General features: G+C 60.4%; 13 protein-coding genes. 8 read left to right on the top strand and 5 right to left on the bottom strand.

The window, feature by feature from the left end:
• Positions 1–55: 55 nt before the first annotated feature.
• Positions 56–1,051, bottom strand: coding sequence for an ABC transporter substrate-binding protein (locus A6U87_RS21245; protein WP_244499555.1), 996 nt, complete (start codon positions 1,049–1,051; stop codon positions 56–58).
• 205 nt (positions 1,052–1,256) lie between these two features.
• Between A6U87_RS21245 and A6U87_RS21240 the strand changes: the two genes are divergently transcribed.
• Entirely contained in the window at positions 1,257–2,207 is a 951-nt protein-coding gene (locus A6U87_RS21240; protein WP_065693280.1) for a LysR family transcriptional regulator, read from the top strand.
• Positions 2,208–2,210: 3 nt separating this feature from the next.
• Here the strand turns inward: A6U87_RS21240 and A6U87_RS21235 are convergent, their stop codons facing one another.
• Positions 2,211–3,008 carry a creatininase family protein gene (locus tag A6U87_RS21235; RefSeq protein ID WP_065693279.1) on the bottom strand — a complete coding sequence of 266 codons (798 nt, stop codon included), beginning with the start codon at positions 3,006–3,008 and terminating at the stop codon, positions 2,211–2,213.
• A 268-nt stretch (positions 3,009–3,276) separates the two neighbouring features.
• On the opposite strand from A6U87_RS21235, the gene A6U87_RS21230 reads away from it, so the two are divergent.
• Complete coding sequence (locus tag A6U87_RS21230; RefSeq protein WP_065693278.1) at positions 3,277–4,182, top strand: LysR family transcriptional regulator; 906 nt, start codon at positions 3,277–3,279, stop codon at positions 4,180–4,182.
• Positions 4,183–4,201: 19 nt separating this feature from the next.
• Here A6U87_RS21230 and A6U87_RS21225 read toward each other — a convergent pair whose 3' ends face one another.
• Positions 4,202–4,450, bottom strand: coding sequence for a cyclic nucleotide-binding protein (locus A6U87_RS21225; RefSeq protein ID WP_065693277.1), 249 nt, complete (start codon positions 4,448–4,450; stop codon positions 4,202–4,204).
• A 252-nt stretch (positions 4,451–4,702) separates the two neighbouring features.
• Here A6U87_RS21225 and A6U87_RS21220 point away from each other — a divergent pair, with 252 nt between their 5' ends.
• The 5 genes from A6U87_RS21220 to A6U87_RS21200 are packed head-to-tail and all read left to right on the top strand — an operon-like array spanning position 4,703 to position 11,689.
• Positions 4,703–6,271, top strand: a complete 1,569-nt coding sequence (locus A6U87_RS21220) for an ABC transporter substrate-binding protein (RefSeq protein WP_065693390.1) — start codon at positions 4,703–4,705, stop codon at positions 6,269–6,271.
• A complete protein-coding gene (locus A6U87_RS21215; RefSeq protein ID WP_065693276.1) occupies positions 6,271–7,218 on the top strand; it encodes an ABC transporter permease in 948 nt (315 codons plus the stop codon). The genes A6U87_RS21220 and A6U87_RS21215 overlap by 1 nt, the downstream gene beginning before the upstream one ends.
• Complete coding sequence (locus tag A6U87_RS21210; protein WP_065693275.1) at positions 7,215–8,042, top strand: ABC transporter permease; 828 nt, start codon at positions 7,215–7,217, stop codon at positions 8,040–8,042. Before A6U87_RS21215 ends, A6U87_RS21210 begins: the two co-directional genes overlap by 4 nt.
• The gene (locus tag A6U87_RS21205) at positions 8,039–9,652 is read left to right on the top strand and encodes an ABC transporter ATP-binding protein (protein WP_065693274.1); all 1,614 of its coding nucleotides are present in this window, start codon (positions 8,039–8,041) and stop codon (positions 9,650–9,652) included. The genes A6U87_RS21210 and A6U87_RS21205 overlap by 4 nt, the downstream gene beginning before the upstream one ends.
• Before the next feature lie 30 nt (positions 9,653–9,682).
• Positions 9,683–11,689, top strand: a complete 2,007-nt coding sequence (locus tag A6U87_RS21200) for a CocE/NonD family hydrolase (RefSeq protein WP_065693273.1) — start codon at positions 9,683–9,685, stop codon at positions 11,687–11,689.
• Positions 11,690–11,793: 104 nt separating this feature from the next.
• Here A6U87_RS21200 and A6U87_RS21195 read toward each other — a convergent pair whose 3' ends face one another.
• Together A6U87_RS21195 and A6U87_RS21190 are read right to left on the bottom strand one after the other, a co-directional pair.
• Positions 11,794–12,780 carry a LacI family DNA-binding transcriptional regulator gene (locus tag A6U87_RS21195; RefSeq protein ID WP_065693389.1) on the bottom strand — a complete coding sequence of 329 codons (987 nt, stop codon included), beginning with the start codon at positions 12,778–12,780 and terminating at the stop codon, positions 11,794–11,796.
• 19 nt (positions 12,781–12,799) lie between these two features.
• Positions 12,800–13,816, bottom strand: coding sequence for a Gfo/Idh/MocA family protein (locus tag A6U87_RS21190; RefSeq protein ID WP_141684020.1), 1,017 nt, complete (start codon positions 13,814–13,816; stop codon positions 12,800–12,802).
• 193 nt (positions 13,817–14,009) lie between these two features.
• Here A6U87_RS21190 and A6U87_RS21185 point away from each other — a divergent pair, with 193 nt between their 5' ends.
• On the top strand, positions 14,010–15,302 hold the full coding sequence (locus tag A6U87_RS21185; RefSeq protein WP_065693388.1) for an ABC transporter substrate-binding protein: 1,293 nt from the start codon (positions 14,010–14,012) through the stop codon (positions 15,300–15,302).
• The last annotated feature ends 7 nt before the right edge of the window (positions 15,303–15,309 follow it).

The raw sequence follows: 15,309 nt of genomic DNA, 5'->3' as shown, positions 1-15,309 counted from the left end.
CTTTTCATGAGGGAAGCGGTCCCGCCGCAAGAGGCGGCAAGAGCCATGTGGCAGCTTACTTCTTGAGGCCCATGCCGACGCCCTTGCAGACGTATTTCGTGGTGTATGCCTTGGTGTAATCAGTGTCGGCTTTGAGTACCTTGATGCCGACCATCTCGGCGAAGAACTTCTTGTAGTGCGCGTCAGTGATGCAGCCGATCCCCTTGTCGAGGGCGTCACCGGATTCGACGATGCCGTACTCCTTCATCTTCGCGATGGAGTAAGCGATCTGACCATCCGTCATTTCCGGATTGTCCTTCTTGATCAGCTCGTTTGCCTTGCTGTTGTCGCCGTAGAGATAGTTGTACCAGCCCTCGATCGAGGCATCGACGAAGCGCTGCACGACGTCCGATTTGGTGTCGATCACGGATTGGGTCGTGGTGATCATCGTCGAGTAGGGGGAGTAGCCGTTGTCGGCGAGCAGGAACACCTTCGGCTCCCAGCCGGTCTGCTTCTGAATCTCGTAGGGTTCGGAGGTCAGGTAGCCCTGCTGGCCGGATTCCTTATCGGCAAGGAACGGGCCGGGGTTGAAGTTGTAGGGCTTGTATTGCTCGTCCTTGAAGCCCGGGTAGTTCGCCTTCATCCACTCGAAGTAGGTGAGATAGCCGTCCTTGCCGAGAAACAGGGTCTTCAGCTTGGCAAGATCCTCAAATTTCTCGATGCCGGCGTCCGGATGAGCGATCAGAACCTGCGGGTCCTTCTGGAAGATGGCGGCGACGTCGACGAGCGGAATGCCCTGCTCAACGGCCGACAGTTCGCCCTGCGGGCCACCCATATAAAAGTCGATCTTGCCGGAGATGAGCAGAGCGGTGTTTGCCGCGTTCGGGCCGCCTTGTACGATGGTCACGTCGAGGCCATGCTTGGCGTAGGTGCCGTCGGCCACGGCCTGATAGAAGCCCCCGTGTTCTGCCTGTGCCAGCCAGTTGGTGCCATAGCTGACTTTGTCCAGCGCATAGCCGGGAGCTGCGACCGCAGCGGTGAACCCAACTCCCAAGGCTGCGATGAATGCCATGTTATTCAATATTTTGGACATGATCGGCGTTCCCCTTTTTAGGCCGTTCGAGCGCTCTTCGGCGTCCGATTTTCTTCATTTGAGCGGTTGCGTTGCTGTTTGAAAAGCATCAAAATTCGTGCGCAACGATGCCTTTTTGGCATCTCTTGACGGGCCTGTGCCTAATTTGTGCGTAGAGCTTAAAATTGATGCAATGAGGGGTCTTATGCTGCATTCCAGGAAGCTGCTCTATCTCAACGAGATCGCCCGCACGGGCTCGATCCGCAAGGCCGCGGCGCACTTGAACGTCGCCTCATCCGCCATCAACCGGCAGATTCTGGCGCTTGAAGAAGAGATCGGCGCGCCGCTCTTTGAACGATTGCCGCGCGGGCTGCGGCTGACGGCGGCCGGCGAAATGTGCATCGAACATATTCGGGAGGTTCTGAAAAACTACGACCGGCTGGAAGGGCGGATCAGAAGCCTGAAGATGCAGCAGGCCGGAAAGGTCCGGCTGGTCACGACCGTCGGCCTGGCGTCAGGGCCGCTTGCGGAGATCATCGCGCGATTCCAGTCGGAGCATCCACGCGTCTATTTCCAGATCAGGAACGATGCCGGCACGACCACGGTCAATCCGGTGTTGTCAGGCGATGTCGATATCGGCCTTGGTTTCAATATTCCGGCGACCCCGGGGATCCGCACGCTCGGCAACTTCGACATTCCGATCGGTGTCGTGCTGCCGCCTGGGCATCGCTTGATCGGGCCGGGGCCGATCAATCTTGGCGACATCGTTCAGGAGAGGCTGGTGCTCGCGCAATCGGGCACGAGCCTTCGCGATGTCATCAACCTTGCACTTGCGCGGCTCGACGTATCCGTCGAGCCGGTTCTGGAGAGCAATGCATCGGAAATGTTGAAGAAACTCGTCAAATGCGGCGCTGGCCTGACCCTGCTCAATCCGCTCGACGTGATTACCGAATGCCGCGCCGGCGAACTTGTCTTCCGGCCGATCGCCGAGCCGCACGGGCGGCACCAGCCGATGAAGCTGTTTGCCCGTGCCCGCGCGCCGCTCGACGCGGCAACCAGCCTGTTCGTGGAATACTTGCTGGCCGAGCTGGCCGGTCTCGTTCAGGAACTGCGGTCCAAGGGACATATCGCTCCCGACAGGCCGTCGGCCGCCTGAGGTCTAGCGGGAATAGAGATTTGTGAGGGGATAGCGCTTCAGGTCGCGGAGAAGTTCGACAAAGCCTTGCACCTGATGGCGGCAGATCGCTTCTCCCTTCTCGACGGTTCCGAGTGACGCGTCGCCCACCACGCCGTTGGCATTGAGATCGTGCGCGATCCAGGCCAGTGAATGCGGCGGAAGCGGCTGGATAAACCTCGATTGCTCGCGCATCCATTCGGCCTTGGACACGAAGTTCTCTGCCTTCTCCATGCGGACGAGATCCGGCCGGAAATGCAGCATGAGCGACGTTTCGACCTCTCCACCGTGGATGCCATATCGCGACTCGTGGTCGCTGATCATGCCGTCGGGATGCCCGAAGCGGCCCCATTGCGTCGAGACGACTGCCATCTGATGACGCACACGCAGTTCGCGCGCAACGATGCTCATGATGTCGACATTGCCGCCATGAGAATTGACGATCACCATCTTGCGCACACCTGCTTCGGCCACTTTCGCGCCGATCGCCGTCCAGACAGGTATCAGCAGTTCGGCCGAGAGTGAGAGCGTTCCCGGTCCATAGATGTGCTCATTGGCCTTCCCGATTTCCTGGGTTGGAAGAACAAGGATGTCGAGGTCGTCGGGCCGCTGGCGGCGAAGCTCGGCCAGCATGCCGTTGGCGATGGTGACGTCGGTTGCGATCGGCAGATGCGGCCCGTGTTGCTCGGTCGATGCGATGGGCAGGATGGCGATTGTCGTGTCGGCCGAAAGGCCGGCGAAATCATACGTGTTGAGCTCGTTCCAATAGAATGGCGTCGCCATGCCCCTATCCCTTTCACTGCGGTCCGACCAGTGACTAGGAGATAATCCGGCATGCGAAAAGCATCGATTTGCGTGCATGCCGCTGCCTTTTTGAGATATGCCGACCTGGCGCGAGGGGGATCGATCTGGGCCGCCGGGGCTTCCCTGATCCACGCTCGCGTTGTCGCCTTTTGCCCCGATCTCCGTCCTGATGCTTCCGACGACCGGAAAACATTGTGTTGCCGGGAGTGTCGTGCTAGCTGCCACGCCATCTCAATAGAGGAAGACCATGACTGCCGGGCGCACCTCCATGCCGCCGTTGAACGCACTTGTCGTATTTGATCGTGCCGCCCGTCTCGGAAGCTTTTCCCGCGCGGGTCACGAAATGGGCCTGACGCAAAGCGCCGTCAGCAGACAGATCGGCAAGCTCGAGGCTTTTATCGGCTCCAAGCTCTTTGCCCGCTTGCCGTCGGGCGTGCAGCTGACCGCGATCGGTGAAAGCTATGCTGCCGACGTCAGCCGGCTCCTTGGCGAACTGAGCTCCGTGACCGACGGACTTCGCGCTTGGTCAGGGCCACGTCAGATCACCATCGCCTGCTCGCGCGGCATTGCGGACCAATGGTTTTTCTGGCGGTTGGCGCAGCTGAAGAAGGACCTGCCGGGCATCGAGGTCCGGTTGCGGGTCACGGACGATGTCGCACACCTGCGCCTCGACGAATTCGACCTGGCGCTGTTTTATCGCAAGGAACGGCCGATCGGCGTCAATCTGACGGTGCTGGCGCGCGAAGAGATCGTGCCCGTTTCCGCGCCCGGAACGCCCAATATCATGGATATCGATGCGCCGTTGCTGATCTCTATCGAAGATAGCATGCGCGAATGGCAGGGATGGTCCGACTGGTGGCAGGATGCGCAATTGAAGCCCCCCGCGAATGCGCTGGAGTGGCGTCTTGGCGACTATGGCCTGTGCGCGGCAGCCGCGGCACAGGGGCTGGGCATCACCCTTGGCTGGACGTGGCTGATCCGCGAACAGCTCGAAAATGGCACGCTTGTTCCTGTTCACAGCCACCTGATGCGATCCGACGCCTACTTCTACCTGATGCGTCCGGCGGATCGGCATCAGCGCAAGATCGTGCGGGAGGTGTCGGAGTGGTTGGTGGCAAGCAATGGCGGTAGCTACGATGACTTGGAATCATAGGTATCCACCGCCAGAGTGTTTAGCGGCTGGCGCGCCCGACGCGGAAACGCACATATCCGATGACGGTGAAGATCAGCCAGGCGACCTGCGTTACCAGCGATCCGAGATTGAAGTTGCAGGATAGCGAATAGATCAGGCAAATTCCGCCAAGGACGTTGAGCAGTGTTGTTCTGCTGTCCTCGACAGTTAGAATGCGAAGCTGCAGCAGCGCATAGGCCGTAAGATAGAAGACAGCGCCGATAAGGCCGACGATATCCGGCAGACTCATTTGATCCTCCAGGATCGGTACGATGCAGAAAACGAACAGGTTTTTGCGAACGGAAGGTCATTTTTCGACCGTTCGACGAGTGCTCCTTTATCCCGGCTGAGAGAAAAACCAATGCTCGCAAATGGCATGACCATATGACTAAAAGTCATACCGGAGAGGTGTTTTGCTGGTCTGGTCATGCTGGCTGATGTGCGCTAGGCCAAGCGCATAAATTTCGATGGCGGAAATGCCGTGAATGAAGGGAACGACGAAATGTCCGACAACAAAACCAGATTTGAATTGACGCGCCGCCGCTTCATGGCCGGGACTGCAGGGCTTGGCATGGCGACGGCCGGTGGGCTGTTCGGCGTACCGGCTTTTGCTGCCGCCGAGGAGAAGCCAAAAAAGGGCGGCGTCCTCAAGCTTGGCATTGGCGGCGGCAGCACCACGGACAATTTCGATCCCCGCATTCTGAAGGATTGGGTGCCGGTCAACCAGGCCTACATGGTCATGAACGGCCTTGTCGAAATCGACGCCAACAACAACGCCATTCCGGAGCTTTTCGAAAGCTGGGAAACCAAGCCGGGCGCGACCGAATGGACCTTCAAGGTTCGCCAGGGCGTCACGTTCCACAACGGCAAGGCGCTGACAGCGGATGATATCATCTACTCGCTCAACCTGCATCGGGGCGAAACGACGTCTGCAGCCCGTTCCACGGCAGCTCAGCTCGCGGATGTCGTCAAGGTGTCCGACAGTGAAGTGAAGATCGTGCTGACGAGCGGCAACGCCGACCTGCCGTATATCCTTTCCGACTACCACTTCCTCGTCGTGCCGGACGGCTGGACCGACTTCAACAAGCCGGTCGGCACGGGTCCATTTGTCTACGATACCTATCAGCCGGGCGTGCGTGCGCGTTTCAAGCGCAACGAGAACTACTGGAAGCCGAATGCGGCCTGGGTCGATGCGGTCGAAGTCATCGTCATCAACGACATTTCCGCTCGTACCAACGCGATGATGTCGGGCCAGGTGCACGCCATCAACCAGCTCGATTTCAAGACCGTCGATCTGCTGAAGCGCAACCCGAACCTCAATATCGTGCAGTCGGCGGGGGGCCAGCATTTCACGTTCCTGATGGATTGCACGCAGGCTCCCTTCACCGACAACAACATTCGCCTTGCGATCAAGCATGCGATCGATCGCGAGCAGCTCTTGAAGACGGCGCTGCGCGGTTATGGCCGCATCGGCAACGACCATCCGATCCCGAGCACCGATCCGTTCTACGCAGCCGACCTGCCGCAGCGCCCCTACGATCCGGAGAAGGCGAAGTTCTATCTGAAACAGGCTGGCCTTGATAATCTCAAGCTGTCGCTGTCCGCCTCCGACGCTGCCTTCTCGGGTGCGGTCGATGCGGCAGCCATCTTCCGCACCAGCGCTGCAAAGAGCGGTATCGACGTATCGATCAAGCGCGAGCCTGCCGACGGCTACTGGGACAATGTCTGGATGAAGGCGCCGTTCTGCATGTCTTACTGGGGCGGACGTCCGACGGCCGACCAGATGCTGACGATCGCCTACTCCTCCACCTCCGCCCAGAACGACACGCATTGGAAGAACGAGACCTTCGACGCGAAGTTGCTCGAAGCTCGCGCTTTGCTCGACAAGGCCAAGCGTAAGGAAATCTACGCCGAACTCCAGGCATTGATCTCCAATGAAGGCGGCGCGATGATCCCGATGTTCGGTGACTATCTCGACGCGACGTCGAAGAAGCTGAAGGGCGTGACAACGCATCCCATGTTCAATTTCATGGGCGCACGCCTCGCAGAAAAGGTCTGGCTGGAATCCTAATGACTCTTCTTATCCTCAGGCGGATCGCCCTCGGGATCCTGACCCTTCTCTTGGTATCGGCGTTGATTTTCGCCGGTACCCAGTTGCTCCCCGGCGACGTCGCCTCGGCGATCCTTGGCCAGAATGCCACGCCGGAATCGCTTGCCGTATTGCGTGAACAGCTTGGTCTCGATCAACCGATCCTGCAACGTTACATCACCTGGCTGACTGGCTTCGTCACCGGTGACCTCGGCAATTCGCTCGCCAATCAGCAGCCGGTTGCCGACCTCCTTTGGCCTCGTTTCTATAACACGATGGCTCTTGCCGCATTCGCGGCGGTGATCAGCGTGCCGGTGGCGATCATCCTCGGCCTGATCAGTGCCGTCAAACGCGGCAGCCTTTTCGATCGCGTGGTCAATATCCTGGCATTGGCCTTCGTGTCGCTGCCGGAATACTTCCTCGGCCTGTTGCTGATCCTGTTCCTTTCGATCCGCTTCAATTTCCTCCCAAGTCTTGCCGACACCTATGACGGCATGACCTTCCTCGAGTGGATCCAGGCAACGGCTCTGCCGGCCCTCACGCTGGTGCTCGTGACCGTCGCGCAGATGATGCGGATGACCCGCACGGCCGTTCTGTCGGTCATGGATCAGGCCTATATCGAGACGGCTTATCTCAAGGGGCTGCGCACCAAGCGCGTCGTCACGCGTCACGCCTTGCCCAACGCGGCCGCCCCGATCGTCAACGTGGTCGCCTTCAACATCGCATACCTCATCACCGGCGTCGTGCTGGTCGAAGCGGTCTTTAATTATAACGGATTGGGTCGCTTCATGGTTGATGCTGTCTCCAAGCGCGACCTGCCGCTGGTGCAGGCTGCCGCCATGGTGTTCGGTGCGGCCTACGTGGTTCTCAACATCATCGCCGATGTCGCCGCCATCGCGCTCAATCCGCGCCTGAGGCATCCCCGATGAGCAATACCCGCAAGTCCATTCCCGTAACGGCCTGGATCGGCCTTACGATCGTTGCCGTGAACCTGATCTTCTTTGCTTTCGGTCCGATGGTTGCGCCCTATGGGCAAGAACAGATCGTGGGCGCGCCGTTTGACCCGCCGTCCGCCGATTTCTGGTTCGGCCTCGACCAAAACGGTCGTGACATGGTGTCTCGATTGCTGTTCGGGGCACAGATGTCGATCGGCGTTTCGCTATCGGCTTCGCTGTTGTCTTTTGCGATCGGTGTGCCGCTCGGCTTTCTTGCGGCCATCTTCGGCGGCTGGATCGATACGGTCCTTTCGCGCATCGTCGATACCGTCATGTGCATTCCGGTGCTGATCTCCGCGCTCGTCGTGCTGCAGGCGCTCGGTTCGTCGCTACCGGTCCTGATCGTCACCATTGCATTGCTTGATTCAACGCGCGTCTTCCGTCTGGCACGTATCGTCGCGCAGGGCGTCAATGTGCTCGAATATGCCGAAACCGCACGGCTGCGTGGCGAAGGGCTTGGCTGGCTCATCCGCAAGGAAATCCTGCCGAACACCCTGCCGCCGCTGATTGCCGAGTTCGGTTTGCGTTTCTGCTTCACCTTCCTCTTCGTGGCCGGACTGTCCTTCCTTGGACTCGGTATCCAGCCACCGTTTGCGGACTGGGGCGGCATGGTGAAGGACAACCAGCAGGCCATTCTGTACGGCCTCTACGCACCACTTTTCCCGGCAGGCGCGATTGCGATCCTGACGGTGGGCGTCAACCTCGTCGTGGATTGGCTTCTGGCCAGCCGCACCGCCATGCAGGGAGCCGACAGATGAGCGACGACACGATCCTTTCCATTCGCGGTTTGGTCGTCAAGGCGCCAAACGGTGCGACGCTGGTCGATCATATCGACCTCGACCTCGCCCGCGGCGAGGTACTCGGCCTGATCGGCGAGTCCGGTGCAGGCAAGTCGACGATCGGCCTGGCGGCGATGGGCTACGGTCGCGGCGGCTGCCGCATCGCCGACGGGCGTATCGTCATCGGCGAGGTGTCGATGATGGATGGCACGCGTGCGACGCGTGAAGCGGCGCGCGGTGCGCGCATCGCCTACGTCGCGCAGAGTGCGGCCGCCTCCTTCAATCCGGCCAAGCGGATTGGCCAGCAGATCATGGAAGGGCCGCTCTACCATGGCCTGATGAACCGCGCTCAAGCGCAGACCTGGATGCTGGAGCTTCTGACGGCGCTCCAGTTGCCGGAGCCGGAAACCTTCGCAAACCGTTATCCGCACCAGGTCTCCGGTGGTCAGCTGCAGCGTGCCATGGTGGCCATGGCGATGTCCTGCCGCCCCGACATTTTGGTGCTTGACGAGCCGACGACGGCGCTTGATGTGACGACGCAGATCGAGGTCCTTGCGCTGCTTCGCGAACTGATCCAGCGCTACAATACCGCTGCACTCTACATCACCCACGATTTGGCCGTGGTCGCCCAGATCGCCGATCGCATCATGGTGCTGCGTCACGGTAAAAAGGTCGAACTCGGCACCGCCGAGGAGGTCCTGGAAGCGCCGAAGGAAGACTACACCCGCAAGCTGGTGGCGGAGCGCGAAGCGAGCATCGTCGGCGATCGTTCTGTGCATGAGGCCGGCCCGCTTCTTCTCGAAGTGAAAAATGCCGTTGCCTACTATGGCAAGAAACAGGTTCTGGCCGACGTTTCCTGCCAGATCAGGCGCGGTGAGACCTTGGCTGTGGTCGGTGAGTCCGGATCCGGGAAGTCGACGCTTGCCCGCGTTATCGCCGGGCTGCCGCCGCACTCTTCGGGAATGATCAGTCTCGATGGTCACCGGCTGGCCGCGGGCTACCGCAGCCGCTCGCGCGAGGAGCTTCGCCGCATCCAGCTCGTCTATCAGCTGCCTGACGTTGCGCTCAATCCGAGGCAGACCGTTGCCGAAATCATTGGTCGCCCGATGACGTTCTACTTCGGCATGACCGAAGAGCAGCGAAACACCGAGGTGGCTCGGTTGCTCGACCTGATCGGGCTTCCGGGAGATTTCGGCCAGCGACTGCCGGGCGCGCTTTCGGGCGGCCAGAAGCAGCGCGTCTGCATTGCGCGCGCTCTTGCGGCGAAGCCGGATCTCATTATCTGCGACGAGGTGACCTCCGCTCTCGATCCGCTGGTGGCCGAGGAAATCCTAAAGCTGCTGCGCAAGCTCCAGGACGAGCTCAAGGTCTCCTATCTCTTCATCACCCACGATCTCGGCGTCGTTAAGCGCCTCGCGGACCGCACCATGGTGATGCAGCACGGCAAGGTGGTGGAAGAAGGCACGACCGCCGAAATTTTCAAGCCGCCTTATGCGCCTTACACCGAGCAGTTGATCAGTTCCGTTCCGGAGCTGCGGCGCGACTGGCTCGACGACGTCCTGAAGTCACGCGGCCAGACGGCCGCCTGACACGCTCTCCCATATACCCGGAAAAGAATGATGACCGTGACGATCGAAGAACACATCTGGATCACGATGAGCGACGGCGTGCGCCTTGGCGCGCGGCTCTGGTTGCCCGACGGAGCGCAAGGCGCGCCGGTGCCTGCGGTTCTGGAATATATTCCATACCGCAAGCGCGACGGCACACGCGGCCGCGATGAACCGATGCATGGCTATTTCGCCGAGAACGGCTATGCCGCGATCCGCGTCGACATGCGGGGAACGGGCGAGTCCGACGGCCACATGGCCGACGAATATCTCAAGCAGGAGCAGGATGACGCGCTCGAGGTGATCGCATGGATCGCCGCGCAGCCATGGTGCGACGGCAATGTCGGAATGATGGGCAAGAGTTGGGGCGGCTTCAACGGCCTGCAGGTCGCGGCCCGTCGTCCGCCTGCCCTGAAGGCGATCATCACTGCCTACTCGACGGACAATCGCTTTACCGACGATATCCACTACATGGGCGGCCTGTTGCTCAACGATAATCTCTGGTGGGGCACCATCATGCTCGCCTACCAGAGCCGACCGCTCGACCCCGAGATCGTGGGCGAGGAATGGCGCGCTCGCTGGATCGAGCGCCTTGAAAAGCTGCCGTTCTTCCCGGCGCTTTGGCTCGAGCATCAGCGCTATGACGACTACTGGAAGCATGGTTCGGTCTGCGAGGACTGGTCGGCGATCGAATGCCCGGTGCTGGCGGTTGGCGCCTGGGCAGACAGCTATACGAATGCCGTGCCCCGCCTGCTTGAGAACCTTCAGGTGCCGCGGCGTGGCATCATTGGCCCCTGGGGCCATGTCTATCCGCAGGACGGCGCACCAGGCCCCGCCATCGGCTTCCTGCAGGAAGCCGTACGCTGGTGGGATCACTGGCTGAAGGGCAAGGACCGCGGCATCATGAACGAGCCCATGCTGCGCGCCTATATCAACGACACCGTCGAGCCAAACGGTTCGCGCGACACGACCGCCGGACGTTGGGTCGGCGAGGAGAGCTGGCCGTCGAAGACGATCAAGTGCCGCTCGTACACGCTCGGTGCCGATCATTCGCTCGGCGAACAGGCGACTTCGCCTGTCACGCTCAAAGTTTCCTCTCCGCAGAGCCACGGCAAGGCGGGCGGCGAGTGGATGGCCACCGGTTGCCCCGGCGAGCATCCGACCGATCAGCGCCTGGATGACGGCGGCGCTATCGTTTTCGACAGCGCTGTATTGGACGCGGCCGTCGACATTCTCGGCGCGCCGGTCGCCCGGCTGAAGTTCTCGGTCGATCAGCCGGTCGCTCAGGTCAACCTGCGCCTTTCCGACGTGCTGCCGGATGGCCGGGTTACGCGCGTCAGCTATCAGGTCTTCAACCTGAACCACCGCAGCGGCCACGATGTGCCGGCGGCTCTCGTTCCGGGTGGAGTCTACGAGATCGCGATCAAGCTCAATGATTGCGGCTACCGTTTCGAGAAGGGTCACCGTATTCGCCTCTCGATCGCAACGGGCTACTGGCCGATGGTCTGGCCGTCGCCTGCAGCGGTCACCCTGTCCGTCGTGGCTGGCGAAAGTGCGCTGGAACTTCCGATCCGGCCCGCCGACCAGGCGGAAAAAGCCGTCGCTTTCGAAGCCCCGGCACACGGACCGTTCACCCCGATCACACAGCTCGATCCCGGCAGCGTCCGGCGCTGGACGGCGCAGGATCATGTGACTGGTGAGACCACCTATGTCACGGAAGGCATCGGCGGCCTGTTCGGCGAAGGCATCTTGCGCTTCGACGATATCGGCACCCAGCTCAGCCACAGCCTGAAGCGCGAGTTGACGATCCGCGACGACGATCCGCTGTCGGCCCTTTATGTCCTGACCCAGACCTATGAGATGGGGCGTGAAGGCTGGATGATCACGATTGATAGCAGGACCGAGATGCGCTCGGACGCCACCAACTTCTACATCTCCGGTACGCTGGAGGCGAAGGAGAACGGCAAGTCCGTCACGACGCGCACGTGGGACCAGACGATCCCGCGCGATTTCCTCTAGTTTTGACCGGCAGCCCTTGGGATCGCGAGTACGCGACCCATGGGCTGCCACTATCAACTTCGGCTACGAGCAGCGATGGCAAGATAATGCGGTTTGTCGCTCGATCAGCAGGTCGAGCCCCAACGGACTTTCAGGTCGAGCACAACGCGTTCCGGCTCAGGGTCCTGGCTCTGATCGCGCTCGATCAGCCTTACCACTTCGTCGATGAAGCCGGCAGCGTCGAGGGCAATCGTCGTCAGGTCCAGGCATTCCCAATCGGCCATCGAGATACCATCCTGGCCGACGACCGCGACGTCTTCCGGGACTCGCTTGCCGAGCACGCGGGTGGCAGCATCGCGAACGCCGATCGCCATGACGTCGTTGCCGCAGATGACCGTGTCAACTTTTGAACGACGGAGCAGGACGACTGCTTCCTTGAAGCCCGAATCGTAGGAATAGTCGCCGTGCGCTTCCGCTTCAAACGCCAACCCATGCTCGCGAAGGGCATCCGCGAACCATTGCTTTCGCTGCTTGTCGATCCAGCTTGATTTGCGGCCGGTAAGGTAGGCGAAGTGCTTTCGCCCATCGGCCACCGCCTTGTCGATGACTTCTCTGACCGCATTGGAGCCGTCGATGTTGATGTGGGAAGCGTGTTTCCCGGTTAGCGGTTCGGACGAGACGATGATCGGGCGAGCCGATCGGAAAATCTGGATCGCATCGTCATAGGAGACCATGTCGGAAAACACGACCACATGATCGACCTGATAGGCCGAGGCCATGCGCATCAGGTGGGCCTTGTCGTCATAACCTGAGCAGCACAGGATGATCGGAAGAAGCTCACGCGTCTGGAGACGCTGAACGAGATATTGCAGCTGTTCCGCCTCCGGTGGATTTTGGATTGAGTTGACGACCAGCGCCACGAGACCGGAGCGCTGGCTGTTGAGGGAGCGGGCCAGCGCGTTGGGCTGGTAGTCGTGCTCCTGGGCAATGGACAGAATGCGATTGCGCGTTTCCGCGCTGATGCGTGAGTCCGAGCTGAAGGCGCGAGAAATCGTCGCCGACGAGACGCCGGCGAGCTTTGCGAGTTCCTTGGACGTAATGCGCTTGTTCATCGCAATCCTGACAATCGATTCAGCCGATCTCGGCAACCCTCACCGAGTCTCCCTCGCGTGCTGCGGAAGACTTGATAGCATCCCATAGCCGAGCAAAGCGAAGGCCATTTTCCACGGTCGACGGATTTTCCTCGGTTCCGGCACGGACGGCGAGGAAGGTTTTCAGCGGGTCCGCGCCGTGAGGGGCTTCCGCCACCTCGCGTGCGCCAGGCTTGCCGTCGATGTCGATCTCACGCCATGCCCCCCATGCGTCGATCCGCACGATAGCCTTTTCATAGAATAGCGTCATGTGCGACGCACAGCCCTTGGGGCCTTCGCCGGCGGCCGTGAACGTGACGAGGGCGCCGTTTTCCAGCTTGGCCGAAACCGCGCACGTGATGTCCACGGGCTTGTCGTAATTGTTCATGTAGGCAGACACGCGCTCGAAGTCCGACCCCACCAAGACGCAGATCGTGTTCATCATGTGCGCTCCGGTGTCGAACATGAAGCCGCCGCCGGAAATCTCGGGCACCTGCTTCCAATGTCCTTCATAGTTCGATCGCCAGCTCTCCCAGATCGCGGCCGATACGCTGACCAGCTTGCCGAATTCTCCCGATGCGGCGCGCTTGCGGGTATCGCGGACGAGCTTTGACAGGCCGCCGTTGAAGGCCACAACAACCGTGCTGTCCTTGCTTTTGCGCGCTTCGATCAGCGCCTTGGCCTCGGCAACGGTGGTCACCATCGGCTTTTCCAGGAAGAGGTCGAGACCCATTTCAATGACTGCCAGCGCCTGTTCGCCATGCGAGGCGTGCGGCGTTGAGATGTAGACGGCGTCGAGATCGTCCCGGCAGGTCGCGAGCATCTCGCGATAGTCTTCAAATTGCCGGGGCTGCCTGTTTCCGGCTCTGGCGCAGACGTCGGCAAAGCGTGTGCGCGAGGCAGCGCTTACATCCGCCGCGGCGACGAACTGAACTTCCGGCATCAGCGACCAGCTCTCGGCATATTCGACAGCCTTGTGGCCCGTGCCGATCACGGCCAATCTCAACTTGTTGGGCAATGGTTCCTCCATTTGTGTAAACGGTTACACACAGCCTCAATATCCGATACAGCGGTATTTGCAATTAAAAATGGCTACAATGGCCTATTTACTGGCTTTCAAGATGGCGTATTGACGACTTTGTGCAAACGTGTACATTTGCCGTCGACGATCGAGGAGGTCGTCTTCTGTCATCTCCAGGGAGGAGTGCATGTTGAGGAAGTTTCTCTTGACGGGCATCAGTGCCGCAGCGCTGGCCATGTCGATGTCGTCGGCTTTCGCCGAGACAATTCGAATTGCAGAACATCGCCAGGCACGTATCGATGCGCTCAAAGCCGTCGCGCCGGCGATCGAGAAGAAATACGGCGTAGAGATTGAGATCGTTGAATATCCCGCGCCGGAAAAAGACTACCTCTCCAAGCTTCTGACGGAGCTGCGCGCCGGCAATGCGCCTGACCTCTTCACCGCGCCCGCCAGTCAGGATGTCGCCGACATGGTCGCCGCCGGCTACCTTGCTCCGATCACCGACGAGCTGAAGGCATGGGACGGTTACGGTCAGCTGTTTGACGTCTCGAAGAAGCTGGTCGCGCGTGCGGATGGTGACATGTATGTCCTTCCGGCAATGCTGAAGGTCCAGCAGCTCTATTACCGCAAGGATATCCTGGAAAAGGCCGGCATCTCGACCGCGCAGCCAAAGACATGGGCTGAGCTCATGGATCGTGCCAAGGAGATCAAGGCGAAGACCGGCAACTACGGACTGATGTTCCCGGCTGGTGTCACTTGGGGTGGCGGTTCATTCCAGGAAGGCTTTCAGTACCTGATACTCGGGACATCAACGCCGCAGATCGCAAATGATGACGAGACGCTGAATCTGAAAAATGAAGGCGTGAGGGATGCGTTTGGCTTCTACGCGGATCTCATCAACAACGACCTGATGCCGGTCCAGCCGCTGCTGGGCCCGGAACCGTGGGTAATCCCGAAGTATCAGATGTTCCCCGCCGGTAAGCTGGTCGCTACGACCTGTGGCTCATGGTGCTACATCTATGACTGGGGCGTCGAGTCCAAGAATCCGATCCCCGACGTTACGAATGCTGTCGGCACCTGGGCAATGCCGGGTAAGGACGGCGGCGAGCACGTCGTTGTCGACCTTGAAAGCCCTTGGGGCGTGAACGCCAAGGCGAGCGATCCGGAGCTGGCCAAGAAGGTATTGCTCGAAATCGGCTCTGTTGCCGCAGATGTCGCCTATGCCAAGGGTATTGGCAACATTCCTGCCCGCAAGGATGCGACCAGCAACCCCGAATTCCAGAAGCTCACCGCGCTTGTTCCAATCCTGGGCGCTGTCGAAAACGGCACGTTCCTGAAGACAGCACCCGGCTTCTCGGCCCTGCAGGAAGGTATCGCACGCGCGACGGAGGCTCTCTTGCGCAAGGAGACCGACGCAGCTGGTGCCCAGAAGATCCTCGTGGATTATGTCTCCGAGACGCTCGGCGACGACATGGTGAAGTAAGCCCGAC

Origin of the sequence: Rhizobium sp. AC44/96, assembly GCF_001692185.1 — a bacterium.
GTDB lineage: Bacteria > Pseudomonadota > Alphaproteobacteria > Rhizobiales > Rhizobiaceae > Rhizobium.
Note: the sequence above shows the minus strand (reverse complement) of the source record. Positions and strands in the feature narration are given on the sequence as shown.